This is a genomic window from Pseudoalteromonas sp. NZS71 (genome assembly GCF_015864715.1).
Lineage (GTDB): Bacteria > Pseudomonadota > Gammaproteobacteria > Enterobacterales > Alteromonadaceae > Pseudoalteromonas > Pseudoalteromonas arctica.
This window is the reverse complement of the sequence record NZ_JADYWS010000018.1, coordinates 30,876-55,225: the sequence shown is the minus strand read 5'-3', so window position 1 is coordinate 55,225 and position 24,350 is coordinate 30,876. Positions and strand designations below refer to the sequence as shown.

Below are 24,350 nucleotides of genomic sequence, written 5' to 3'. Positions count from 1 at the left end.
GCTCCGTTAATTTAAATATCGTCCCGGTATGGGTCTGCTATGTTTAGCTCTGCAAGTAATTGCTTTTCGATGCTTTCCATCTCTAAAGCATCGTCACTCTTTATATGGTCAAATCCAAGCAAATGCAAGCATCCGTGAATAACCATGTGGGCAAAGTGGTCATGAAATGACTTCTCTTGCTCAATTGCTTCAGCTAATACAATGGCTGGGCAAATAATTAAATCACCAACCAAGGGAATATCTATTCCTGGTGGTGCTTCAAATTCGAACGACAGTACGTTGGTCGGTTTATTTTTACCGCGATAGTCGTTATTAAGTTGTTGCGATTGCGCTTCGTCGCTAATAACGATACTGAGTTCTGACTCGTCACGGTATTGGCTAAGGGCTTTGTCGGCCCACAGTGCAAATTGCTCTTCGCTTGGGAGGTTGTCAAACTCACAGGCTATTTGTAAATCAAGTTCGGTTGTCAAAGTATTACTCTTTAGTAGTAGGCTGTTGAAGAGCAGCAAGTGCGTCTTTTGCATTTTGCTTTTCAATGCGCTTTAGTCGCTCGCTTTCGTCGTTTCGCTCGTAGGCTTCAACTATGCGTGCTACAACAGGGTGGCGTACTACGTCTTGGGCTTTAAAGTAGTTAAAGCTAATTTCGTTTACGCCATCAAGTACTTCCATTGCATGGCGAAGGCCTGAACGTGTGCCACGAGGTAAATCGACCTGTGTTATATCGCCTGTAATAACCGCTTTTGAGTTAAACCCTATACGGGTTAAAAACATTTTCATTTGCTCGGCGGTGGTATTTTGGCTTTCATCTAAAATAATAAAGGCATCGTTTAAAGTACGTCCGCGCATGTAAGCAAGCGGGGCGACTTCAATGATATTTTTTTCGATGAGTTTTTCTACTTTTTCAAAACCTAGCATTTCAAAAAGAGCGTCGTAAAGAGGGCGCAGGTACGGGTCTATTTTTTGACTTAAATCACCGGGTAAAAAGCCAAGCTTTTCGCCCGCTTCTACAGCAGGGCGCGTTAATAATATGCGGCGTATTTCTTGGCGCTCAAGGGCGTCAACGGCGGCAGCAACTGCAAGGTAGGTTTTACCAGTACCAGCAGGGCCAATACCAAAGGTAATGTCGTGGTTTAAAATATTAGCCACATAAACACCTTGGTTATCGTTACGTGGTTTAATAACACCACGGCGCGTTTTAATCACCATTTCTTTGCCGTAAGCGCTGCTTGATGCGTCTTGCTCTAGGGCTTTTGATTCGGTAATAGCTAAATGAACGGCTTCGGGTTCTATTTCGCCTAAAACACCACGAACTGGCTGAGTATCAACATAAAGGTTTTTTAAGATTTCTACAGCGCCGGCGCAGTTGTGTAGTTTACCGGTTACTTTAAAAAAGTTGTCGCGGTGAATTATTTCAACAGCCAGGTGGCGTTCAATTTGTTTGATGTTTTCGTCAAACGGGCCACATAAAGAAGAAAGGCGTTTGTTATCGGCAGGTTCTAAATAAATCTCTAATGTTTTTAACTGATTACTCAAAATTGCTTCCTATAGTACTGCGCCAGCGTTAACTGGCGCTAATAGTGTGACTAAGGAACGAAAGTAGCTACGCCAATTTCGTTAACAGTGTCTGGTTTTGGCTCTGCAGCTGCAGCTTTAGTTAAAATAGCTGAAGGCGCGATTTCACGTCGTAAGTTCATTTCTGATTCTGTACGAATTAAGTCACCACGTAAAGAGTTAGGTAGTGCTTCGGTAATACGTACGTCAACAAACTGTCCGATCACTGTGTGCGGGCCAACAAAATTTACTACACGGTTATTTTCGGTACGGCCACGTAATTCCATTGGGTTCTTTTTAGAAGGACCTTCAACAAGTATACGTTGCTCTGTATCGAACATTTGACGGCTAATTTGCTGCGCCATTTGTGTAATACGGTTTTGTAGTAAGTATAAGCGTTCTTTTTTCTCTTGCTCTGTTACGTCATCTGGCAAATCTGCCGCTGGCGTACCTGGGCGTGCACTGTAAATAAAGCTAAAGCTCATATCAAAACCAATGTCGCTAATAAGCTTCATGGTTGCTTCAAAGTCTTCTTTACTTTCGCCTGGGAAACCAATAATGAAATCTGACGACATGCTTAAGTTAGGGCGAATTTTGCGTAACTTACGAATTGTCGATTTGTATTCAATTGCCGTATGGCCACGTTTCATTAGGTTTAATATACGGTCTGAACCACTTTGTACTGGTAGGTGTAAGTGATCTACAAGCTCTGGTACATCAGCGTAAACGTCGATTATATCAGGCGTAAATTCTACCGGGTGCGATGTGGTGTAACGAATACGGTCAATACCATCAATAGCAGCAATAAGACGAATTAAATCTGAGAAGTAACATATTTCGCCATCGTGCGTGTCGCCGCGGTATGCGTTTACGTTTTGGCCTAGTAGGTTTACTTCACGTACGTTTTGCTCAGCAAGCTGTGCAATTTCTAGTAATACGTCATCTACTGGGCGGCTAACTTCTTCGCCGCGAGTATACGGTACAACACAAAAAGTACAGTATTTAGAACAGCCTTCCATAATTGATACAAACGCAGATGGGCCATCCGCTTTTGGCTCTGGCAGGCGGTCAAACTTTTCAATCTCTGGGAATGAAATATCAACAACTGATGAGCCTTTGTTGCCTTGCACTTGTTTAATCATTTCTGGTAAACGGTGCAATGTTTGCGGGCCAAAAATAACATCCACAAATGGTGCACGTTGACGAATAGAGTCACCTTCTTGTGAGGCAACACAACCACCTACACCAATTATTAAGTCTGGCTTGTCGTCTTTTAACAACTTCCAACGACCTAACTGGTGAAATACTTTTTCTTGTGCTTTTTCACGAATTGAACAGGTGTTAAGTAAGATTACGTCGGCATCTGTTGCATCATCAGTTAGCTGGTAGCCGTTGGTGGCATCTAAAAGTTCAGCCATTTTCTGAGAGTCGTATTCGTTCATCTGACAACCCCAGGTTTTAATATGCAGCTTTTTGCTCATTGAAATATTGCCTCGTGTTCAATTCGATAGTGGCACAAAAATGTGCTAGAAACAGGATTAAGGAGCAAGCATGCTCACTTAAAGGAGGCGTATTTTAGCTGGATACCCGCCCAGATCCAAGTATAGTTTTCATGTTTGTGATCTCAAATCAATACGGGGCGAGTTTAATGTGCTGTTAGGGATATCCTCTGGTATAAAACAAATTAATTTTGATACAATCAAAACAGACTCAAGTAATAATAAAATGATGAAAAACATGACCAAAAATAATGTGATAGTGGTTGGCGGGGGCATGGTTGGCGCGGCTATGGCGATAAAGCTGGCTCAGCAAGGCTTTGGCGTGCGCATAATTGAAAAACACCTAATAGACCCATCGCACATTCTTAGTAGCGATAAGGTGGATATTAGAGTGTCTGCTATTAATCGTTTTTCAGAAAATTTACTTGATGAATTAGGGGCAATGCCTCTTTTAAGGCAAAACCGCATAGCACCTTATCAACAATTAGAGGCTTTTGAGCGCGGTGGTGACAATTTATTATTTGATTGCGCCGACATAAACACGACACATTTAGGCCACTTGATTGAAAATAGTTTAATTCAAGCAAGTTTGTGGCAGCAATTTGGGCATTATAAGATTGAGGTTATTGAGCAATCATTGCCGGTAACTAAAATAGAGCAAACGGATGATTTAATTACGCTTGTGTATGGTGATCAAACCTATACGGCTGATTTAGTAATTGCCGCCGATGGTGGGCAATCGCAGCTGCGCGATAAGGCGAATATTGGTATTACGGGTTGGCAGTACCAACAGCATTGCATGGGGGTGTTAATTAAACTCGATGCACCGCAACAAATTAAAACATGGCAACAGTTTACACCAAGTGGGCCGTTAGCATTTTTACCAATGCAGGCACCGTACGCTAATTTAATTTGGTACGACGATGCAAATACATTGCAAGCATTTAAAGGGCTAAGCCCAGCTCAGTTAAAAACGCACATACTGAATAAATTCCCAGAACTTGCTGGAGACTTTGAAGTACAAACCCATGCAGTATTTCCGCTTACTCGCCAACATGCTAATAATTATTCGCAAGGGCGCTTGGTTTTAGTAGGCGATGCAGCGCATACAATTAATCCCCTTGCAGGGCAGGGCGTTAATTTAGGCTTTCAGGACGTAGTGGCACTTGCTGAGGTTTTAAACGAAGCAGGAGATATAGGTTGCCCACTAAAACTTAAAGAATACGAGCGAGCTCGCCGTAAAGCTAATTTATTAATGATGAGCATGATGGACGCGTGTTACTTTGGGTTTTCTAATCAAATTACGCCACTTAAATGGGCACGTAGCCAGTTTTTAAAAATGGCTAATAATACGGGGCCAATAAAAAACTGGGTTTTAAAATACGCAATTAGTGGTGATTTAGGCTAAATTTAAAGTAGATATTAGAAAGGCTCATTTATGAGCCTTTTTTTATGTCTGTTTTTAAGTCAGCAAATAGTGACTCGGCTATATTGAACACAGTTTTAATTTAACTGGTGTTACATCACTAAATCGCAATTTAATAACTTTAAAGAGCCTGTGTGTGGATAATTTTTTTACAGTAATAATTATTTTAGGTGCGCTACTGCTTGTTGCTAGCTTAAAAACAACCGTTAAAGTTTGCAAAAAAACATCGCAAAGAGCATGGAGTGTACTGCTATGCGCTATTATTTTTTTTATTTTAGGGTATTGGTGGATACTTTATTATTTTTCAAACCACGATATTGCACCCGTCGTTATGAATATGGTGGCTATGTTGTTACTTGGCGGTGGTGGGTTTGTTTTTTTAGTTATTAAACTGAGCTTAAAAAGTATTCTTAAAATAGAGCAAGCAACGCAGTATCAAAAATATCAAACTGAGCACGATAACTTAACAACCTTACCTAACCGCGATAAATTTTTTAAATCTTTAAGTAAACAAGTTGAATATCCTTCCCCATTTTCACTATTTTATATCGACTTAAATAACTTTAAACAAATTAATGATGCGTTTGGGCATCATTGTGGGGACCAATTATTGACTGCATTTGCCAATAAACTAAATAAAGAATTATGCGGCATTGCTAAGTTATATCGAATAGGTGGCGATGAGTTTGCATTTTTATTGCATACCGATACAGATGAAAGCATGAATTATTGTGTAAACATTATAAACTCAGCCGTCAAAAGTCCGTTTTGTACGAATGAGCAAATGGTTAAAATACAATTAAGTATAGGCGTAAGCCGTTTTCCTGATGATAGCCGATTGCCCGATCAGCTATTAAAAAAAGCTGACTTGGCACTGCATGAAGCTAAAAAAACATTTCAACCTTTGGTAAATTACTCATCTGCAATAGGTAAACGAGCTGAGGACTTTTTTGATTTATCAGCCAAAATTAAAGTGGCATTACATAAAGATGAGTTTGAGCTTTATTTACAACCCATAATGGACTCTAAGGATCTGCAATTACATGGCCTAGAAGCGCTTATACGATGGCCGCAAGATGATGGTAGCTTTATTAGTCCTGAAAAGTTTATAACCGTAGCTGAGCGTACAGGGCTTATTTTTCCTTTATCGAAATGGGTTGTACAAGAAGCCGTTAATCACATTAGAAAGCTAAAACTATTTGGCTTCACCGGTACCATACATGTCAACTTATCGACGAAAGATATTGAAAGCAGTGAGTTTTACGATTTTATAATTAGTTTACTCGCAACGGATCCTACATTAAGCGACTCGTTAATTTTTGAAATTACTGAAGGTGCAATGATGACAAATATACCGGCTGCTAGAAAAATGATGCAACAGTTGAATATGCGCGGGTTTAAATTTAGTGTTGATGACTTTGGTACTGGCTTTTCGTCGCTGTCGTTATTAAGAGAGCTGCCAATCAATCAAATAAAAATAGATCAGTCGTTTGTCAAAGATATGCTTATTAACTCGCCTGATTACGCCATTGTAGAATCTACATTGTTTTTAGCGGGTCGATTAAATTGCGATGTAGTTGCTGAGGGAATAGAAACTAAAGAAGTAGAACAGGCGTTGTTGAATCTGAACTGTGATTATTTACAAGGGTATTTATATAGTAAACCGATAACAATAGATGAGTTTATAAGTGTTTATTTAAATGCAGAGAAAGTAAGTTGAACTTAATGAGTATTGAGAAGTTTTAGACAGGGGAGTCAAATTGGCTGGGATACCAGGATTTGAACCTGGGAATGCCAGGATCAAAACCTGGTGCCTTACCGCTTGGCGATATCCCAACTATAAATTTGATATTAATTTTAGTTCTTAATAAGAACATGGTGCGGAAGGAGAGACTTGAACTCTCACAACCTAAGTTACTGGAACCTAAATCCAGCGCGTCTACCAATTCCGCCACTCCCGCATCACTAATTTGCTAATTTAGACTCTAAGCTAGAGCGATTCTTTTATCCAACTTTCCTTGGTAGAAGAAGTTGGCTGGGATACCAGGATTTGAACCTGGGAATGCCAGGATCAAAACCTGGTGCCTTACCGCTTGGCGATATCCCAACAAAGAATTCTTTATAATTTTAGTTCTTATAAGAACATGGTGCGGAAAGAGAGACTTGAACTCTCACAACCGAAGTTACTGGAACCTAAATCCAGCGCGTCTACCAATTCCGCCACTCCCGCATCAACAATTTGCCAATTTAAACTCTAAGCTAGAGCAATTCTTTTATCCAACTTTCCTTGGTAGAAGAAGTTGGCTGGGATACCAGGATTTGAACCTGGGAATGCCAGGATCAAAACCTGGTGCCTTACCGCTTGGCGATATCCCAACAAAGAATTAATGATAATTTTATTTCTTATCAAGAAATGGTGCGGAAAGAGAGACTTGAACTCTCACAACCGAAGTTACTGGAACCTAAATCCAGCGCGTCTACCAATTCCGCCACTCCCGCATCGTTTGTACAATAAAGTACAGGTAGTTATTTTAAACTCTTCATTGAGCTGCAATTTAACTCTTGCAGAGCCATTTCTAAAAGAAGAAATGGTGGCTAAGACGGGATTTGAACCTGTGACCCCATCATTATGAGTGATGTGCTCTAACCAGCTGAGCTACTTAGCCATTGTTGGCTGGGATACCAGGATTTGAACCTGGGAATGCCAGGATCAAAACCTGGTGCCTTACCGCTTGGCGATATCCCAACAATAACAATTGATAGTTTTAATTCTTATCAAGAATTATGGTGCGGAAGGAGAGACTTGAACTCTCACATCCTAAGATACTGGAACCTAAATCCAGCGCGTCTACCAATTCCGCCACTCCCGCACACAAGGTAGTTATTTTAAACTCTTCATTGAGCAACAAAAAAATAATGGTGGCTAAGACGGGATTTGAACCTGTGACCCCATCATTATGAGTGATGTGCTCTAACCAGCTGAGCTACTTAGCCATCTTTTTTTGTTAGCACTTCATCGCTGAGTGCGGGGCGTATTATGCTGATATGACCCAAATTCGTCAACACCTTTTTTGCAAAAAAACACTTAACGGTGTTTGTTTGCAGGAAAATTAAGCTAACAGGCTAAAATTTAATAAAAATGCTGTTTTTTTAGCTGCCTTTAAGGCGCGGAATCTTAATTAACCCTGTACTTCTTTCATTAAGCGATATTACAAAGATAGACTAGTTGAGGTTAATTATTATTTTTATAATGCTTAAATACAAAAAAGGCTCGTAAAAACGAGCCTTTAAAAATTATTACCAAGTTAAATTGGTTTAATTTGTACTTATACGTTGAACAAGAAGTTCATTACATCGCCGTCTTTAACAATGTACTCTTTACCTTCTTGACGCATCTTACCTGCTTCTTTTGCGCCGCTTTCACCTTTAAAGGCAACAAAGTCGTCAAAAGCAATCGTTTGCGCACGAATAAAGCCACGCTCGAAGTCGGTATGGATTTTACCCGCTGCTTGTGGCGCTGTTGCACCTACAGGGATTGTCCATGCACGCACTTCTTTAACACCCGCAGTGAAATAAGTTTGTAATTGTAGTAATTCATAACCACCACGAATAACAAGATTAAGGCCGGGCTCTTCTAAGCCAAGATCAGCCATAAACTCAAGCTTGTCTTCGTCATCTAATTCTGAAAGCTCAGATTCGATAGCAGCACATACAGGAACAACAATCGCATCTTCTGCTGCAGCAATAGCGCGTACACGGTCAAGGTATGGATTATTTTCAAAACCATCTTCAGCAACGTTTGCAATATACATAGTTGGTTTAATAGTTAAGAAGTTGATAGAGCTGATTGCTGCTTTTTCTTCTTTAGTTAATGCTAAAGCGCGTAAAGTTAAGCCTTCATCAAGATGCACTTTTACTTTTTCAAGTACGGCATTTTGCTCTTTGGCGTCTTTATCACCACCTTTTGCTTTTTTTGCGTTACGGAAAAGGGCTTTTTCAGCGCTATCCATATCAGCAAGTACTAACTCAGTGTTGATTACGTCAATATCGTCAGCAGGGTCAATAGTGCCTGCTACGTGTATGATGTTTTCATCTTCAAAACAGCGAACTACGTGGCCAATTGCATCGGTTTCACGAATGTTAGCTAAAAACTGGTTACCAAGGCCTTCACCTTTAGATGCGCCCTTTACCAAGCCAGCAATGTCTACAAATTCCATACTAGTGGTAAGAACTCGTTGAGGATTAACAATTTTAGCAAGTTCGTCTAGACGAGGATCTGGCACAGGTACCACACCTGTATTAGGCTCAATGGTACAAAAAGGAAAGTTAGCGGCTTCAATACCCGCTTTAGTTAGTGCATTGAAAAGCGTTGATTTACCTACGTTAGGCAAGCCAACGATGCCACATTTAAAACCCATAGTAAGATACCTTGTTTAGAATTCGTTTAAACGGTGTACTTGGACCCAAGTTACTAGGGTTTAAACGAATGTAGTCTGTTTTGTGCTTTTAACACACCATCTTTTGCAAGTATTTCCATGCAACGAACTGCTTCATCAACAGCAGCATCCATTTTTTCTTGGTCTTCTTTGGCCGCTTTTCCAAGCACCCAACCAGTTACCATTTCACGATGCCCCGGATGACCTACACCAATGCGCAAGCGCATAAAGTCTTTTTGATTTGCCATTTTTGCAATAATGTCTTTTAAACCATTATGACCGCCATGCCCGCCACCTTTTTTTAATTTGGCAACGCCTGGGTCTAAATCCAATTCGTCATGGGCAACTAAAATGTCCTCGACAGGGATTTTGAAAAAATTAGCTAAACTACTGACCGCTTTACCACTTAAATTCATGTAAGTAGTGGGGATCAATAATTTGAATTCTTGGCCTTGAATGATCACTTTGCCTGTAAGGCCGTGATATTTAGGATCGTGTTTTAGAGTGCAGTTATAGCGTGCAGCGATTTGCTCGATGAACCAAGCACCTGCATTGTGGCGTGTGTTTGCGTATTCGGGGCCTGGATTAGCCAGGCCCACAAGCATTTGAATAGAATTCAAGGTTGCGAGACCTTAAATATTATTCTGCTGCTGCAGCGTCGTCTTCAACTGGAGCTGCTTTGTTTGCTTTGATAGTCAGGATAGACTGATCATGGCCTTCGCCTTTAGCTAAATCTACAGAGCTAACGCCTTTAGGGAAAGTTAGGTCAGAGATATGAACTGAATCGCCAACAACAAACTTAGAAACATCTACTTCAATGAATTCTGGAAGTGCTTTTGGAAGACACGTAATTTCAACTTCAGTTAACTGGTGAACAACAGTTGCGCCAGCTTTAGTTACAATCTCTTCACCGATGAAGTGTAGAGGAACTTTAGTTTGAAATTTATGAGTAGCATCTACACGTTGGAAATCAAGGTGAGTAAGCTTAGGCTTGAATGGGTGACGTTGGATATCTTTTAAGATTACTTCAACAGCTTCGCCATCAACGTTAAGCGTAAGGATATGCGTGTAGAAACCTTCGTCTTCTTGAGCTTTGATCATATCTTTATGAGCAAAAGTAAGAGATAAAGCTTCTTTATCAGCTCCGTAAAGGATTGCAGGAACTTTGTCTTCGCGACGTAGGCGGCGGCTCGCACCAGTACCAGTTTCTACGCGAAGTTCAGCGTTATACGTATAAGTTTTGTTAGACATGATGTCTCCAGTTATTTAAATGTGTAGGGCCTTTGCGACCAAGGTCCCTAGCCAAAAGGCGCGCTATCATACCACCACGCCCAGATAAAATAAACATCGCTTACAAAAAAAGCGCCAAAAGGCGCTTTTATATTCAGGAATGTTTAATTTTAGTGTTCAAACATCGCTGAGATAGATTCTTCGTTACTAATACGACGAATAGTCTCTGCTAACATGTCAGCAAGCGTAAGTACCTTAACTTTATCAAGGGCTTTAAGCTCATCAGATAGCGGAATTGAGTCAGTTACAATTACTTCATCAATCATTGAGTCACGTAAGTTTTCGGCTGCTTTACCTGAAAGGATAGGGTGTGTTGCGTATGCAAATACACGCTTAGCGCCATGTTCTTTAAGTGCTTCTGCGGCTTTACACAATGTACCACCGGTATCAATCATATCATCTACGATAATACAATCACGACCTTCAACGTCACCAATAATGTGCATTACTTGAGAAACATTTGCTTGAGGGCGACGTTTATCAATGATTGCTAAATCGGTATCGTTTAGTAGTTTTGCAATTGCACGAGCACGTACAACACCACCAATATCTGGAGATACAACAACGACGTCTTCAAAGTCGCGTTCTTTCATATCTTCAAGTAATACAGGGCTGCCAAATACGTTATCTACAGGTACATCAAAGAAGCCTTGGATTTGTTCAGCGTGTAAATCAACCGTAAGAACACGGTCAACACCAACACTTGATAAGAAATCTGCAACAACTTTAGCGGTAATTGGAACACGAGCAGAACGTACACGACGGTCTTGGCGCGCATAACCAAAATAAGGAATGACGGCAGTAATACGACCTGCAGATGCACGACGTAGAGCATCAACCATAACGATAAGTTCCATCAGGTTATCGTTTGTAGGGGCACAGGTTGATTGCAAGATAAAAACGTCCGAGCCACGAACATTTTCATTTATTTGAACACTGATCTCACCGTCGCTAAAACGGCCAACAACAGCATCGCCTAATTCAATATATAAACGTTTTGCAACTTTTTGAGCTAACTCAGGTGTTGCGTTACCAGCGAAGAGCTTCATGTCAGGCACGGTAGGGTTCCTCAGGCACTGAATATTTGGACTAACGGGCAATGATAAATTTCACTGCGGGTTAACTTATGATTACTTGTACGTTACTTCATTGATCGAATATGGCGGTTAACTCCGTATGAGCAGGTGAGACATTTGCGCTTGAAGCCACAAAACCCTGCCAAGTATGGGGGAGATTTTCAAGTACATCTTGTGCTTGAACTTGGCTAGCAAATTCGACAAAACAACATGAACCTGTTCCGGTCATCTTCGACGGTGCGTATTTTAGCAACCACTGGAGGGTTTTTTCAACCTCGGGGCAAAGCTTTTTAACTAAAGGCTCACAATCGTTGGTCAAAGTATGGTGTTTCCAGTCGCCTATTATTTTTGGTGTGTCGCGTTTTAAATCTGGATGTGTAAATATTTTTGCGGTACTTACATGTTGGTTAGGGTGTACAACGCAGTACCATTTTTGTTCAAGTGTTACGTGGTGTAGTTTTTCACCAATACCGTGCGCTATGGCGCTTTGACCTTGTATGAACACTGGAACATCTGCCCCTAACTTGAGCCCTAGTTGAGCTAGTGTTTCTAAATTTAGTGCCAATTTCCATAACTTATTTAGGGCTAATAAAGTACTCGCTGCGTCAGATGAACCTCCTCCAACACCGCCCCCCATCGGCAAGCGCTTAATTAAATTTATTTTTACACCCAAAGAGGTTTTACAGTGTGTTTGTAATAATAAAGCAGCTTTATAGATGAGATTATCATTTAGAGGGATGTCTTTAGTATCACCACCGACAGAAATACTCCCATCTGTTGTTAACTCAAAATGCAGCTCATCACCAAAATTTAAAAAAGTAAATAAGGTTTCAAGTTCATGATAGCCATCTTCTCGGCGAGCATTAATATGTAAAAATAAATTGAGTTTTGCCGGAGCAATAAGTGAAAAAGAGGTTTTGTTATTCATACTTATTTAAACTGCCAATCGTATAGTTGAATTTTAATTTTTATTTGTTGGTGCTTTAACGTCAGTTTAGTAGGTAACCAGTAACCTGCGTTTTGTACATAGGCGCCATAATCTATTTGCCATTTTTTGCCTGTATTATCAAACCATAATACTTGCTTTGCACGCCCAAGCTCATCAACAATTAAACTTTCATCGTCAATAGTGCCTTTAAGCCAGTTGTCGGCGTTATCAACCGGGAGTGTAAAACCCGTTAATCGTTTTAAAAGCTCTGCAGCGTTAGTATCAAAGTATTGTTCACCGTCAAACTCTAATTCAGCACCGTTAGCTGTTTGTTTAAGCGACAAAATACGAGTACCAATAAAAGTAGTCAGTATTAAATTATTGGAATTTGTTGTTTGCTGCCAATTTAAGTTTGCAGATTGACGCTCTTCTGGGCTAATAAATGCAAGTTTACCTTCTACTTGCCAAGTTTTTTGAGCAGCTAAACGTGGTTTCCAATCATCATAAAGTGTTGTTTTTGTATCAATTTGATGAGCACAGCCACCTAAAAACAAAAAAAACATGAATAAAATCAAATATTGTCGAATCAAATGTTGTTCCTTACTTTCCATATTCCGCTGATTTTTGGTAAAATTACCGCCTTTGAAGTAGGGCTCAGCAATATTTGGCAAATATGACCATAATAGCACTAGGTATAAATCACAAAACCGCATCCGTAGAATTACGTGAAAAAGTGGCTTTTTCGCCTGAGCAAATTTCAGAGGCGTTGCAACAATTAAGTGGCCATGCCGACTTTAATGAAGCGGTTATTGTGTCTACCTGCAATCGAACCGAGATCTATTGTAGCCTCGCTCAGCAAAATTCCCAAACACTGTTGAGCTGGCTTGCCAGTTTCCATGGTTTGGATGAACATGAACTGAGCAAAAACACTTATTGCTACGAAGATAACGATGCTATTAATCACTTAATGCGCGTGGCGTGTGGGTTGGATTCTTTGGTGTTGGGCGAACCGCAAATTTTGGGGCAAATAAAACAATCGTTTTTTAGTGCTAAAAACCACGATGCAGTAGGTGTTACGTTTGATAGGTTGTTTCAAAAAACATTTTCAGTAGCGAAACAAGTTAGAACTGAAACCGATATTGGCGCAAGTGCTGTATCGGTTGCATTTGCAGCTGTTAATTTAGCAAAACATATTTACGGCAAGCTTGATAAAACAAACGTTTTATTAATTGGTGCGGGTGAAACTATTGAACTGGTGGCCAAGCATTTATATCAAAATGAGCCACAAAACATTACCGTTGCGAACCGAACTATTGAGCGAGCTCGAAGCTTAGCTGACGAAGTGTCGGCGGATGTAATTGCTTTAGCGCAATTGCCAGAGCGTTTACATAAAGCGGATATAGTGATTAGTTCTACCGCCAGTACTTTGCCTATTATTGGTAAAGGGGTGGTTGAGCAAGCGCTTAAGCAGCGCCGTCACAAGCCCATGCTATTTATAGATATTGCGGTTCCGCGCGACATAGAAAGCCAAGTAGGTGAGCTAGATGCTGCCTATTTATATTCCGTTGATGACTTACAAACCATTGTAAGCGAGAATATGGCAGCGCGTGAGCAAGCTGCACAGCAAGCGCAAATAATTATTACTGAACGCACCAAAGAATTTGCAATGTGGATGCGCTCACTCGATTCGGTAGATTTAATCCGCCATTATCGAAATGATGTACAAACAATTAAGTCAGAACTTGTAGAGCGTGCTGTTAGTCAGCTTAATACAGGTAAAGATGCAGAAAAAATTATATTAGAGCTCGCCAATAAATTAACCAATCGCTTAATGCACGCGCCTACCCGTGCAATACAAGACGCAGCGAAAAAAGGTGAAGTGGCGCAGCTAAACCAGTTGAAAAAAATGTTAGGTATTGATCAGGAATAACCGTTAAATGAAAGAGTCTGTTTATAATAAATTAGAAACCTTAGTAGAGCGTTACGAAGAAGTACAAGCGCTGCTAAGCGACCCGTCGGTCATTAGCGATCAAAATCGTTTTCGTGGGCTTTCAAAAGAATATTCTGAGCTTGAAGAGATTGTAAAAACGTTTTTAACTTACAAAGAAACGCAAGATGATTTAGCCAGTGCAGAAGAAATGCTTAAAGATTCTGACCCTGAAATGCGTGAAATGGCGCAAGAAGAATATAAAGAAGCTAAAGCGCAAATTTTGGTAATTGAAGATCAAATTCAAGTATTAATGTTGCCAAAAGATCCACGAGATAATAACAACGTATTTGTTGAAGTACGTGCTGGAACAGGCGGTGATGAAGCGGCTATTTTTGCTGGCGATTTATTTCGTATGTACAGTCGTTATGCAGAAACTAAAAAATGGAAAGTAGAAGTTGTGAGCACCAATGAAGGTGAGCACGGTGGTTACAAAGAAGTTATTGCAAATATTAGTGGCGAAGGCGTTTACGGTCAATTAAAGTTTGAATCAGGTGTACACCGCGTACAACGTGTGCCAGAAACCGAGTCACAAGGGCGAGTTCATACCTCTGCATGTACTGTTGCGGTAATGGCGGAAGTACCAGAAGCCGAAGCAATACAAATTAACACAGCAGATTTAAAAGTTGATACATTTCGTGCATCGGGCGCAGGTGGTCAGCACGTTAATAAAACAGATTCTGCTATTCGACTTACACATATACCTACCGGTGTTGTGGTTGAGTGTCAGGATCAACGTTCACAGCATAAAAACCGCGCTAAAGCGATGTCGGTACTTGCAGCACGCTTGCAACAAGCTGAAGATGAGAAACGCCATGCGGCAGAAGCATCTGAGCGTCGTGATTTAGTCGGTAGTGGCGACCGTTCTGAGCGTATCCGTACTTATAACTACCCACAAGGTCGTATTACCGATCACCGTATTAACTTAACACTTTATCGTTTAAATGAAGTGGTAGCGGGTGATTTAGGCTGTGTTATTGACCCATTAATGCAAGAACATCAAGCTGACTTATTAGCGGCTATGGGCGACGAGTAGTCGTGAGCCAAACTCTTGAACAAGCTATTGCTGCAGGCGCTAATTTATTAGCACCTAGCAGCGAAAGTGCTAAATTAGATGCACAAGTTTTACTTTTACATATTCTTCAAAAACCTCACAGTTACCTTTTCACTTGGCCAGAGCATGAACTTAACGCTGAGCAACAACAGCAATTTAATACATTTTGCCAAAGGCGTTTAAAGGGTGAACCTGTTGCACATATTACGGGGCAGCGTGAGTTTTGGAGTTTATCGCTTGAAGTTAACGCAACAACCTTAATACCTCGACCAGATACCGAAACGCTAGTAGAACAAGCACTTGAAGTGACTGTACCTGCTACAGCTAAAGTACTTGATTTAGGCACCGGTACTGGTGCAATTGCGTTGGCACTGGGTAGTGAAATGCCTAATTGGCAAATTACTGCAGTAGATAGAGTAAGCGATGCTGTTGCACTTGCTACACGTAACCAGCAGCGATTGGCGATTAACAACGTACACGTTAAGCAAAGCAACTGGTTTAGTGAGTTGCACGGTGAAAAATTCAACCTAATTGTCACTAACCCACCTTATATTGAAAGCAGTGATATACATTTAAATCAGGGCGATGTTCGCTTTGAGCCTTTGTCGGCATTAGTGGCTGATGATTGCGGAATGTCTGATATTAAACAAATAATTACACAATCACGTGACTATTTGTTATCTAGTGGCTATCTTTTAATAGAACACGGTTTTGAGCAAGGTGAAGCTGTTCGTCATTTTTTCAAAAAAATGGCATTTGTTAATATTAAAACAGTGAAAGACTTTGGTAATAATGACCGTGTAACGTTTGCACAGTGGCCCTAAAGAATAATAATTGCTTACTAGTGCGTTAAATAATGCCATGAAGGAATTTCGACTATGATGGGTGATTTTTTATTTTCAGATGAGCCAGAAGAACCAATCAATGAGATTGAACTTGGTACCTGGAAAGTCTTAATCGTTGATGACGAACCTGAAGTTCATGCTGTTACAAAACTAGCGTTGAGTGATTTTGAGTTTCAAAATAAACGTTTAGAATTTATCAGTGCTTATTCGGGAGCTGAAGCCAAAGAGCTTATAAAAGAGCATCCGGATGCCGCAATTGTGTTACTTGATGTTGTAATGGAAACCGACGACGCTGGTTTGCAAGTTGCTAAATTTATTCGTGAAGAAGCTAAAAATAATCATATTCGAATTATTTTAAGGACAGGTCAACCTGGTCAAGCCCCTGAACGACAAGTAATTATTAATTATGATATTAACGATTACAAATCGAAAACGGAGCTAACGGCTCAAAAATTATTTACAGTCATTATGTCGAGCCTGCGCTCGTACCGCGATATTATTTCAATAGAGCAGTCACGCGAAGGACTTGAGAAGATAATTATAGCGTCTCGTGATATTTTTTCTGCGCATTCAATAGAGCACTTTATTGAAGGCGTTATGCAGCAATTAACATCTTTATTGGGTATTGCTGATCAAGCTATGTATGCCACCACTTTAGTTGCACAAAACCCAGAACATGAAAAAAATAAAAAACTAATAGTTTGCTCTGGCACTGGCGATTTTGAAAAAAGTGAAGGTAAAGAGCTTGATGAGGTATTACAAGCTGAGCAGTTAAGTGCGTGTCATCAGGCGCTTAATGATAAAAGTATCATTTATAAAGATAATTACTTATTTGCGTACTGCAGTAGTGAGTACAATCATAATTCAATGCTGTTCATATCAGGTGTCCCAAAGGATTTAACGGATACTCAGCGTCATTTAATCAAAATATTTTCTCAAAATGTGCAACTTGCCTTTGAAAATGTGCAGCTTCAGTCTGAAATAGAAGCGACACAACAAGAGCTTGTTTATAGGTTAAGTGAAGCAGTAGAGCAGCGCTCAACCGAGACAGGTAATCATGTTAAACGAGTAGCACATATTTGTCATATTTTAGCTGAGGGCTATGGTTTATCTAAACATGATGCAGATTTAGTAAGGTTGGCGTCTCCTCTTCATGATGTAGGTAAAGTGGGTATTCCTGATGCGATTTTAAACAAACCAGCAAAGTTAGAACCTCAAGAATGGGAAGTGATGAAAATCCATACTGATAAAGGCTATACTATTTTAAAAGACTCTCCCCATGAAATTGTGAGTACAGGTGCAATTATTGCAAAAGAGCATCATGAAAAATGGGATGGGTCTGGTTACCCGCAAGGTCTAAGCGGAAACGCAATTAGCGTATTTGGCCGCATAGTCGCACTTGCTGATGTATACGATGCACTTCGCCATAAACGGTGTTATAAAGAGCCTTGGACATTACAAAATGTGGTTGATGAAATTAATGCTGAAAAAGGCACACATTTTGAACCAAAAATGGTTGAAGTATTTAACGAAAAGCTTGATGAGTTAGAGGCGGTTCTTAGCCGTTTTCCTGATTAAATTTTTATAAAACAGAAGTACAGGGGCATATGGATTATTTAGCAGTAAAGCACTCGCACATGGCAATTGCGATGTTAAGTGTAATATTATTTTATGTTCGCGCTTTTTCGCGAATGGGCAGTGGTAAATTAGCAAAAAATAAAGCGGTAATGATTGGTAGTCACAGTATAGATACTTTATTGTTAGTGTCTGCACTTACGCTTATATTTATGGCTAAAATTAATCCGTTTGAACAATATTGGCTATTAGAAAAAATAGTTTTAGTGGTTATATACATTGGTATTGGGGCTAAAAGCGCCCGACAAACTAAAATGGCGGCTAAAGTTGCTTACGTTTTAGTTAACACTGCTGTTATTTTAGCGATAGGTTATTTAGCGACGTCTAAATCAGCTTTTTTGCTTTAAGTAATATCTGACTATTTGAGCTTTATAGTTGTTTTGTAAAGCTCAAATACAACTCCCTCTCAGAAAATATTCAAATACACCTCTATATTGGTATATAGCTTTAAAGTTAGGTAAACTACGCCTTCGTTTTCTAAAATGTTGCAGTATTAATGACTACCCTCGGGTTTGACGAACACGATGAATCTTATCTTGACGATGCTTACGATGAATTTACACCTCCAGCGATTTACCGCTGTATTAAAGCAGAGTCAAAGTGGGACCCTCAGATAGATTTAACACCATGTTATGAAACTTTAACTGACTTTGAACAGCAAATTTCAGCGCTGTGTTTAAAAGTGAGTGATGAGCACGATCGCCTCGAAAAATTATTAGATATGTTTTACAGTGATTGGCTATTTAGTGCATCAGGTTTAAAAGTACCTGAATATAAATTAAATACATTAAGCTATACGCTTTCTATGCGCAGTGGTTCACCTACAACACTGGCAATTATACTTTGTCATTTTTTACAACAAGCTAACTGTGACGCGAACCTTAGTCTTACCCAAGGTGATGTTGGTGTACATGTGGCGATTAGTGATGAAGAAGGCTACATAATAGAGCCAAGCAGTGGACAACAAAGTTGGTATATTATCCCTGAAAACGCAGATGAAGATGATGGTCAAGAGCAAGAGCCACTAGAACTGATTTTTGATGACGAAGTATATAAGTTATTTTTAGCTCAGCAAAAATGGTCTTTCATTAGCGAAAATAAATTTGGTCATGCTTTAACCTGTGTAGAGATGCTAATGGAGTTAATAGGCGACGACCCGTATGAGAGACGCGACAGAGGTTACTTATTAAATCAGCTCGGTTGCCCTAAAATGGCACGTGATGATTTACAGTTTTTTGTAGATGAGTGTCCGGACGATCCTGCAATAGAGATTATTCAACACCAAATAGAAGAACTAGAAGACAATAATAAAACGCACCATTAAGAATAGGAATAATTATGGTTGAAACTCAAAGCGCATTAATTACAAATGATGCCGTTGTGCTTGGTTTGCTTGCTATTATTTTGGGATTTATTTTTAAAACCTCAAACAGTGAGCGTCCAGCTTTAAAACGATTTTATAAATACGTACCTGCTTTATTACTGTGTTACTTTTTACCTTCGTTATTAAATACCTTTGGTATTGTAGATGGTAATAAATCTAATGTTTATTATGTGGCTTCGCGCTACTTACTACCTGCCTGTTTGATACTACTTACCATTAGTATTGATTTAAAAGCGATTATTAACTTAGGCCCTAAAGCACTTATTATGTTTTTAGTGGGTACTTTAGGCATTGTTATTGGTGGGCCATTAGCTATTTTAGTGGTGAGCGCATTTGACCCAAGTATTGTTGGTGGGCATGGCCCAGATGCTGTATGGCGCGGTATGACAACTGTTGCAGGTAGCTGGATTGGCGGCGGTGCTAACCAAGCATCAATGAAAGAAATGTTTGAAGTTGGTGGTGATATATTTTCTGTAATGATTACAGTCGATGTAATTGTCGCTAATATTTGGATGGCTGTTTTATTGTTAATGGCAGCAAATCATAAAAAGATTGATGCAGCGACGGGTGCTGATACAAGCGCAATTGAAGATTTGAAAAAGCGTGTGGAAGAATATCATGCAGAACATGCACGCATTCCAACTCTTAATGATTACATGACGCTGATTGCAATTGCATTTGGTATAACTGGTTTAGCGCACTTTTGCGCTGACTTTTTAGGGCCATACTTTGGCACTACTTATGAGTGGGCAAAAGAATACAGCTTAAACAGTAAATTCTTTTGGCTAATTGTTATATCAACAACGATTGGTATAGGCTTATCGTTTACTAAAGTGAGGCAAATAGAAGCGTTTGGCGCTTCAAAAGTAGCTTCTAGCTTTTTATATATTTTGGTTGCATCGATTGGTTTACACATGAATGTAACCGCTATTTTCAATAACCCTGGGCTATTTTTAGTGGGTGCAATTTGGATGTTAGTGCATGCAAGCATTATGTTAATTGTGGCTAAACTGATTAAAGCACCGTTATTTTATATGGCAGTGGGTTCTCAGGCTAATGTGGGCGGCGCAGCGTCAGCACCTGTTGTCGCATCAGCGTTTCATCCGTCACTAGCGCCTGTTGGTGTCTTGTTAGCTGTACTAGGCTACGGTGTGGGTACTTATATGGCTTATATTTGTGGATTAATGATGCAAGCAGTTGCACCTTAAGGAATTTAAATGAAAGACCAAATTATTAAAATTAATGAAATTGAACTTGCAAACAATAAACCGTTTGTACTGTTTGGTGGTATTAACGTATTAGAATCTCGCGATTTAGCAATGCGTGTTGCAGAGCATTACGTAGAAGTTACGACGAAACTAAATATTCCTTATGTATTTAAGGCCTCATTTGATAAAGCTAATCGCTCTTCAATCAATTCGTACCGTGGTCCAGGTATGGAAGAAGGTTTAAAAATATTCGAAGAAATTAAAAACACGTTTAAAATTCCACTAATTACTGACGTACATGAACCGCATCAAGCAGCACCTGTTGCTGAAGTTGTTGATGTAATTCAGTTACCAGCCTTTTTAGCACGTCAAACAGATTTAGTTGTGGCGATGGCTAAAACAGGTGCAATTATTAACGTGAAAAAACCACAGTTTTTAGCACCGCATGAAATGCGCCACATCATTACTAAATTTAATGAAGCGGGTAATAATAACATCGCACTTTGTGAGCGTGGTTCTAGCTTTGGTTACAACAACCTAGTGGTTGATATGCTGGGTATGGATGACATGAAAGCAATGGCGCCTGTTATTTTTGATGCAACACATGCGCTACAACGCCCTGGTGGACGAGCTGACTCTGCTGATGGTCGTCGTGCACAAGCTGCAGAGCTTGCTCGAAGTGGTATGGCGCTAGGTATTGCAGGTTTATTTATTGAGGCGCATCCAAACCCTAACGAAGCGAAATGTGATGGCCCATGTGCGCTAGCGCTTAGCAAGTTAGAAGGGTACTTAACGCAAATGAAAGCGGTTGATGATTTAATTAAAAGCTTTGCCCCACTTGATACAAGTGCAAGCGATTTATAATTAAGCATGATGTTTATTAAAAAGCGACTCAGGTCGCTTTTTTTATGCCTTTAATATACACAAACTTATATGATGTATATAATCTCACGCATAAGAAAAACTAATTCTAAGCTTGGTTATTATGTCAAGACGGGTACCTCCATTAAACGCATTAAAAGCCTTTGAAGCGGCTGCGCGTCATTTAAGTTTTACTAAGGCTGCAGAAGAGCTCTATGTAACGCAGGCGGCAGTAAGTCATCAAATAAAAACACTTGAAGAGCATTTAGGTTTAAAGTTGTTTTTACGTAAAAACCGCTCATTATTATTAACTGAAGAAGGCCAAGGCTATTTTTTAGATATAAAAGAGATTTTTACTCAGCTTATTGATGCAACTGAAAAGCTATTAGCCCGTGGTGCTAAGGGCTCATTAACAGTTAGTCTAACACCAAGTTTTGCTATTCAGTGGTTAGTGCCTCGTTTGAGTTTGTTTAATGAGTTACACCCAGAGATAGACGTGCGAATAAAAGCACAAGATCAAGATGAAAACTCACTGACTGATGACGTAGATATTGCTATTTACTATGGAAGAGGTCATTGGAATGGCGTACAAGCGTACAAACTTCATACCGAGTATTTAGTACCACTTTGTAGTCCTATGTTATTAAGCGGATTAAAGCCGCTTGATCAACCTAGTGATTTAGCGCATCACACCTTATTGCATGACACCACACGTAAAAACTGGAAAACGTGGATGAAAACTGCAGGCGTGCGTAACATTCAGGTAAATCAAGGGCCTATATTTAGTCACTCATCAATGGTGTTACAAGCTGCAGTACATGGGCAAGGTGTGGCAATTGGTAATAGTGTATTAGCTAAACCCGACATAGATGCAGGGCGTTTGGTTATTCCGTTTAATCACAGTCTAGAAAGTAAAAATGCATATTACTTAGTGCTTCGCGAATCGCAAACAGAGCTTGGTAAAATAGTTTCGTTTAAAGAGTGGATGCTGAGCTTAGTAGAGCATGAGCAAGAACATGAGTATTAATAATGATTGAATGGTTTAAAAACACCGCACAACCTGCAATTGCACAGTTTATATTTGCGCATGGTGCAGGTGCTGGTAGCGATTCTGACTTTATGCAACATATGGCAAAATTAATAAGCGAGCAAGGTGTTGATGTTGGTTTATTTGATTTTGAATATATGCAAATTGCTAAACAAACTAATAAACGTAGGCCTCCAGAGCGAGCGCCAAAGCTACTTACTCATTATGAGCAAGTGCTTGGGCAGGCGCAGCCAGATTTACCGTTATTTATAGGCGGTAAATCGATGGGCGGACGCATGGCATCAATGCTTGCGTGCAGCACAGAGCAAAGACTTTCGGGTGTTATTGCATTTGGTTATCCATTTCATCCGCCGGGTAAGCCAGAAAAGTTACGCACCGATCATTTTGCTGATATTGTTTGCCCTTTTTTAGTATTACAGGGCGAGCGAGATACATTTGGTACACGTGAAGAACTGCTTACTATGGAAATGCCAAAACAGCCTTTACTCACATGGCTGACTGATGGCGATCATTCATTAAAACCACGTAAAAAAAGTGGCGTAACTGAACTGCAAAATAGAGAAACAGCAGCGTTAAGTGCCGTTGAATTTATTAAGCAACAAGTAGAGATGTGTTAAGACTCGATTAGGGGATTAGATGATTAAATTATTTTTAATGACCGGCAGTATTTTTTGTATGCTCTCGGTTATGTTAGGTGCATTTGCTGCCCATGGTTTAAAAAGCCGTTTATCGGAGTATTCATTAGGGGTTTTTAAAACAGCTGCTGAGTATCAAATGGTGCATGGCCTTGCACTTATTGCGGTGGCTATTTTAATCAAATGGGGCATAAACCTGAGTTGGGCTGGTGGTTTTTTTATAACGGGCACACTACTTTTTAGTGGCAGTTTATATTTACTCGCTCTAACAGATATGAAGTGGCTAGGGCCGATAACACCGCTTGGTGGATTGTGCTTTATTATTGGTTGGATTGTTATTTTAGTGCAAGTCGCACGATTTAAGTTTTAAAGAGTTTAAGGGTTAATATGTCTAGTGTTGTGATTTATTGTCGTAGTGGTTTTGAAAGCGATGCCGCTGCTGAAATAACGTTTCATGCTGCAGAGCAGGGTTTTGCAGGGTATGTAAAAGCAAAGCCAAATACAGGTTATGTTGTTTACGAATGTTTTGAAGCGCATCACAGCGACGAAATAATCAAAAAAGTCGATTTTAAAAATATGGTGTTTGCACGCCAATGGTTTGCCGGTACATTACTTGAAAACATGCCAGTAGAGGACCGTGTAAGTGCAGTAGTTGAAGCTGCTAAAGATTTTACATTGTGCTCAGAACTGCGCGTAGAAACGCCAGATACAAATGAAGGCAAAGAGCTTTTAACGTTCTGTAAAAAAATATCAACGCCGCTTAAAAAAGCCCTCGAAAAACAAAATACAGTACTGCGTGAGCCAAAAGCAAACCGCCCAGTAATGCATGTCATGTTTTTAACAAACAATACGGCTTATGTTGGTTACTCGTATAGCTTTAATAATTCTCCATTTTTCATGGGTATTTTACGCCTTCGTATGCCAAGCGATGCACCGAGTCGTTCAACGTTAAAACTCGACGAAGCGTTTAATGTATTTATTCCTGAGCAACAACGTGAATCACGCGTGGCAGCAGGTATGCGCAGTGTTGATTTAGGTGCATGCCCGGGTGGTTGGACTTATCAGCTTGTACGCCGTGGTATGTTTGTAAGTGCGATTGATAACGGCCCAATGAATGACGATTTAATGCAAACGGGGCAAGTTAAACATTTTAGAGCAGATGGTTTTAAATATCGCCCAGAAAAAAGAAATATTACTTGGTTAGTGTGCGATATGGTGGAAAAACCAACCAAAGTGACTACGCTAATGATTGACTGGGCAGTAAATGCATACGCAAAAGAGTTTATATTTAACTTAAAACTACCTATGAAAAAACGCTTTGATAGTGTTTATGAATGTCTTTCGATGATAAGAAAAGAGCTTGAGAAACATAGCATTAATTACGAGTTACAAGCTAAACATCTCTATCATGATCGTGAGGAAATAACCGTTCATTTAAACGTTACTAAGGTGCCACAAAATTTGTATAGTTAATATGTAGAGGCTAA

At 39.8% G+C, this 24,350-nt stretch carries 23 protein-coding genes and 10 tRNA genes; 14 read left to right on the top strand and 19 right to left on the bottom strand.

Going from position 1 to position 24,350, the window contains the following annotated elements:
- Positions 1-11: 11 nt before the first annotated feature.
- From ybeY to miaB, 3 genes are read right to left on the bottom strand one after another with little or no spacing between them, the layout of a single operon-like run.
- Positions 12-470 (bottom strand): rRNA maturation RNase YbeY, encoded by a 459-nt coding sequence (ybeY, locus tag I6E85_RS13020; protein WP_002958542.1) that lies wholly within the window; start codon positions 468-470, stop codon positions 12-14.
- A gap of 4 nt (positions 471-474) precedes the next feature.
- Positions 475-1,533, bottom strand: a complete 1,059-nt coding sequence (locus tag I6E85_RS13015) for a PhoH family protein (protein WP_007585598.1) — start codon at positions 1,531-1,533, stop codon at positions 475-477.
- Positions 1,534-1,583: 50 nt separating this feature from the next.
- Entirely contained in the window at positions 1,584-3,032 is a 1,449-nt protein-coding gene (gene miaB / locus I6E85_RS13010) for a tRNA (N6-isopentenyl adenosine(37)-C2)-methylthiotransferase MiaB (protein WP_010554713.1), read from the bottom strand.
- 169 nt (positions 3,033-3,201) lie between these two features.
- On the opposite strand from miaB, the gene I6E85_RS13005 reads away from it, so the two are divergent.
- The gene (locus I6E85_RS13005; RefSeq protein ID WP_024591112.1) at positions 3,202-4,458 is read left to right on the top strand and encodes an FAD-dependent monooxygenase; all 1,257 of its coding nucleotides are present in this window, start codon (positions 3,202-3,204) and stop codon (positions 4,456-4,458) included.
- A gap of 154 nt (positions 4,459-4,612) precedes the next feature.
- Entirely contained in the window at positions 4,613-6,196 is a 1,584-nt protein-coding gene (locus I6E85_RS13000; RefSeq protein ID WP_197236998.1) for a bifunctional diguanylate cyclase/phosphodiesterase, read from the top strand.
- 41 nt (positions 6,197-6,237) lie between these two features.
- Here the strand turns inward: I6E85_RS13000 and I6E85_RS12995 are convergent.
- The 16 genes from I6E85_RS12995 to lolB all read right to left on the bottom strand — a co-directional run bounded on the left by I6E85_RS12995 (position 6,238) and on the right by lolB (position 12,796).
- A tRNA-Gln gene (locus I6E85_RS12995) sits at positions 6,238-6,312 on the bottom strand.
- Positions 6,313-6,352: 40 nt separating this feature from the next.
- Positions 6,353-6,437, bottom strand: a tRNA-Leu gene (locus I6E85_RS12990).
- Positions 6,438-6,508: 71 nt separating this feature from the next.
- Positions 6,509-6,583, bottom strand: a tRNA-Gln gene (locus I6E85_RS12985).
- 38 nt (positions 6,584-6,621) lie between these two features.
- Positions 6,622-6,706 (bottom strand) — tRNA-Leu (locus tag I6E85_RS12980).
- Positions 6,707-6,777: 71 nt separating this feature from the next.
- Positions 6,778-6,852: transfer RNA gene (locus I6E85_RS12975), tRNA-Gln, on the bottom strand.
- Positions 6,853-6,890: 38 nt separating this feature from the next.
- Positions 6,891-6,975, bottom strand: a tRNA-Leu gene (locus I6E85_RS12970).
- A gap of 90 nt (positions 6,976-7,065) precedes the next feature.
- Positions 7,066-7,142 (bottom strand) — tRNA-Met (locus tag I6E85_RS12965).
- A 5-nt stretch (positions 7,143-7,147) separates the two neighbouring features.
- Positions 7,148-7,222 (bottom strand) — tRNA-Gln (locus I6E85_RS12960).
- Between the two features lie 39 nt (positions 7,223-7,261).
- Positions 7,262-7,346: transfer RNA gene (locus I6E85_RS12955), tRNA-Leu, on the bottom strand.
- Positions 7,347-7,393: 47 nt separating this feature from the next.
- Positions 7,394-7,470: transfer RNA gene (locus tag I6E85_RS12950), tRNA-Met, on the bottom strand.
- Between the two features lie 332 nt (positions 7,471-7,802).
- The gene (gene ychF / locus I6E85_RS12945; RefSeq protein ID WP_002958547.1) at positions 7,803-8,894 is read right to left on the bottom strand and encodes a redox-regulated ATPase YchF; all 1,092 of its coding nucleotides are present in this window, start codon (positions 8,892-8,894) and stop codon (positions 7,803-7,805) included.
- A 53-nt stretch (positions 8,895-8,947) separates the two neighbouring features.
- The gene (gene pth, locus I6E85_RS12940; RefSeq protein WP_002958548.1) at positions 8,948-9,532 is read right to left on the bottom strand and encodes an aminoacyl-tRNA hydrolase; all 585 of its coding nucleotides are present in this window, start codon (positions 9,530-9,532) and stop codon (positions 8,948-8,950) included.
- Positions 9,533-9,551: 19 nt separating this feature from the next.
- The gene (locus tag I6E85_RS12935) at positions 9,552-10,163 is read right to left on the bottom strand and encodes a 50S ribosomal protein L25/general stress protein Ctc (RefSeq protein WP_002958549.1); all 612 of its coding nucleotides are present in this window, start codon (positions 10,161-10,163) and stop codon (positions 9,552-9,554) included.
- Positions 10,164-10,312: 149 nt separating this feature from the next.
- Positions 10,313-11,260: a ribose-phosphate pyrophosphokinase gene (locus I6E85_RS12930; RefSeq protein ID WP_002958550.1), complete on the bottom strand. Its 948-nt coding sequence runs from the start codon at positions 11,258-11,260 to the stop codon at positions 10,313-10,315.
- Positions 11,261-11,348: 88 nt separating this feature from the next.
- On the bottom strand, positions 11,349-12,206 hold the full coding sequence (ispE, locus tag I6E85_RS12925; RefSeq protein ID WP_154903382.1) for a 4-(cytidine 5'-diphospho)-2-C-methyl-D-erythritol kinase: 858 nt from the start codon (positions 12,204-12,206) through the stop codon (positions 11,349-11,351).
- A 2-nt stretch (positions 12,207-12,208) separates the two neighbouring features.
- A complete protein-coding gene (gene lolB / locus I6E85_RS12920) occupies positions 12,209-12,796 on the bottom strand; it encodes a lipoprotein insertase outer membrane protein LolB (RefSeq protein WP_024594739.1) in 588 nt (195 codons plus the stop codon).
- 83 nt (positions 12,797-12,879) lie between these two features.
- Here lolB and hemA point away from each other — a divergent pair, with 83 nt between their 5' ends.
- From hemA to rlmM, 12 genes are all read left to right on the top strand, one after another.
- Positions 12,880-14,136, top strand: coding sequence for a glutamyl-tRNA reductase (hemA, locus tag I6E85_RS12915; RefSeq protein WP_197236997.1), 1,257 nt, complete (start codon positions 12,880-12,882; stop codon positions 14,134-14,136).
- 7 nt (positions 14,137-14,143) lie between these two features.
- Positions 14,144-15,229 (top strand): peptide chain release factor 1, encoded by a 1,086-nt coding sequence (prfA, locus tag I6E85_RS12910; protein ID WP_024597763.1) that lies wholly within the window; start codon positions 14,144-14,146, stop codon positions 15,227-15,229.
- 2 nt (positions 15,230-15,231) lie between these two features.
- Positions 15,232-16,071: a peptide chain release factor N(5)-glutamine methyltransferase gene (gene prmC, locus I6E85_RS12905; protein WP_197236996.1), complete on the top strand. Its 840-nt coding sequence runs from the start codon at positions 15,232-15,234 to the stop codon at positions 16,069-16,071.
- A gap of 54 nt (positions 16,072-16,125) precedes the next feature.
- Positions 16,126-17,670, top strand: coding sequence for a response regulator (locus I6E85_RS12900; protein ID WP_197236995.1), 1,545 nt, complete (start codon positions 16,126-16,128; stop codon positions 17,668-17,670).
- Between the two features lie 29 nt (positions 17,671-17,699).
- Positions 17,700-18,074, top strand: a complete 375-nt coding sequence (locus I6E85_RS12895) for a SirB2 family protein (protein WP_024605422.1) — start codon at positions 17,700-17,702, stop codon at positions 18,072-18,074.
- 149 nt (positions 18,075-18,223) lie between these two features.
- Positions 18,224-19,051, top strand: coding sequence for a tetratricopeptide repeat protein (locus tag I6E85_RS12890; RefSeq protein WP_002958558.1), 828 nt, complete (start codon positions 18,224-18,226; stop codon positions 19,049-19,051).
- Positions 19,052-19,065: 14 nt separating this feature from the next.
- On the top strand, positions 19,066-20,319 hold the full coding sequence (locus I6E85_RS12885) for a DUF819 domain-containing protein (RefSeq protein ID WP_024595290.1): 1,254 nt from the start codon (positions 19,066-19,068) through the stop codon (positions 20,317-20,319).
- Between the two features lie 9 nt (positions 20,320-20,328).
- Entirely contained in the window at positions 20,329-21,183 is an 855-nt protein-coding gene (kdsA, locus tag I6E85_RS12880) for a 3-deoxy-8-phosphooctulonate synthase (RefSeq protein ID WP_024600663.1), read from the top strand.
- Between the two features lie 121 nt (positions 21,184-21,304).
- Positions 21,305-22,207 (top strand): transcriptional regulator GcvA, encoded by a 903-nt coding sequence (locus tag I6E85_RS12875; protein ID WP_002958561.1) that lies wholly within the window; start codon positions 21,305-21,307, stop codon positions 22,205-22,207.
- A gap of 2 nt (positions 22,208-22,209) precedes the next feature.
- The gene (locus tag I6E85_RS12870) at positions 22,210-22,845 is read left to right on the top strand and encodes an alpha/beta family hydrolase (protein WP_024591611.1); all 636 of its coding nucleotides are present in this window, start codon (positions 22,210-22,212) and stop codon (positions 22,843-22,845) included.
- 19 nt (positions 22,846-22,864) lie between these two features.
- Positions 22,865-23,233: a DUF423 domain-containing protein gene (locus I6E85_RS12865; RefSeq protein ID WP_024591610.1), complete on the top strand. Its 369-nt coding sequence runs from the start codon at positions 22,865-22,867 to the stop codon at positions 23,231-23,233.
- 17 nt (positions 23,234-23,250) lie between these two features.
- On the top strand, positions 23,251-24,336 hold the full coding sequence (rlmM, locus tag I6E85_RS12860; RefSeq protein WP_007583974.1) for a 23S rRNA (cytidine(2498)-2'-O)-methyltransferase RlmM: 1,086 nt from the start codon (positions 23,251-23,253) through the stop codon (positions 24,334-24,336).
- Positions 24,337-24,350 lie beyond the last annotated feature (14 nt).

Bases quoted from the DNA above. Each gene is read 5' to 3' on its own strand.
- miaB (WP_010554713.1), bottom strand. From the start codon at position 3,032: ATGAGCAAAAAGCTGCATATTAAAACCTGGGGTTGTCAGATGAACGAA.
- ychF (WP_002958547.1), bottom strand. From the start codon at position 8,894: ATGGGTTTTAAATGTGGCATCGTTGGCTTGCCTAACGTAGGTAAATCA.
- I6E85_RS12935 (WP_002958549.1), bottom strand. From the start codon at position 10,163: ATGTCTAACAAAACTTATACGTATAACGCTGAACTTCGCGTAGAAACT.
- ispE (WP_154903382.1), bottom strand. From the start codon at position 12,206: ATGAATAACAAAACCTCTTTTTCACTTATTGCTCCGGCAAAACTCAAT.
- hemA (WP_197236997.1), top strand. From the start codon at position 12,880: ATGACCATAATAGCACTAGGTATAAATCACAAAACCGCATCCGTAGAA.
- prfA (WP_024597763.1), top strand. From the start codon at position 14,144: ATGAAAGAGTCTGTTTATAATAAATTAGAAACCTTAGTAGAGCGTTAC.
- I6E85_RS12900 (WP_197236995.1), top strand. From the start codon at position 16,126: ATGATGGGTGATTTTTTATTTTCAGATGAGCCAGAAGAACCAATCAAT.
- I6E85_RS12895 (WP_024605422.1), top strand. From the start codon at position 17,700: ATGGATTATTTAGCAGTAAAGCACTCGCACATGGCAATTGCGATGTTA.
- I6E85_RS12890 (WP_002958558.1), top strand. From the start codon at position 18,224: ATGACTACCCTCGGGTTTGACGAACACGATGAATCTTATCTTGACGAT.
- I6E85_RS12885 (WP_024595290.1), top strand. From the start codon at position 19,066: ATGGTTGAAACTCAAAGCGCATTAATTACAAATGATGCCGTTGTGCTT.
- kdsA (WP_024600663.1), top strand. From the start codon at position 20,329: ATGAAAGACCAAATTATTAAAATTAATGAAATTGAACTTGCAAACAAT.
- I6E85_RS12875 (WP_002958561.1), top strand. From the start codon at position 21,305: ATGTCAAGACGGGTACCTCCATTAAACGCATTAAAAGCCTTTGAAGCG.
- I6E85_RS12870 (WP_024591611.1), top strand. From the start codon at position 22,210: ATGATTGAATGGTTTAAAAACACCGCACAACCTGCAATTGCACAGTTT.
- I6E85_RS12865 (WP_024591610.1), top strand. From the start codon at position 22,865: ATGATTAAATTATTTTTAATGACCGGCAGTATTTTTTGTATGCTCTCG.
- rlmM (WP_007583974.1), top strand. From the start codon at position 23,251: ATGTCTAGTGTTGTGATTTATTGTCGTAGTGGTTTTGAAAGCGATGCC.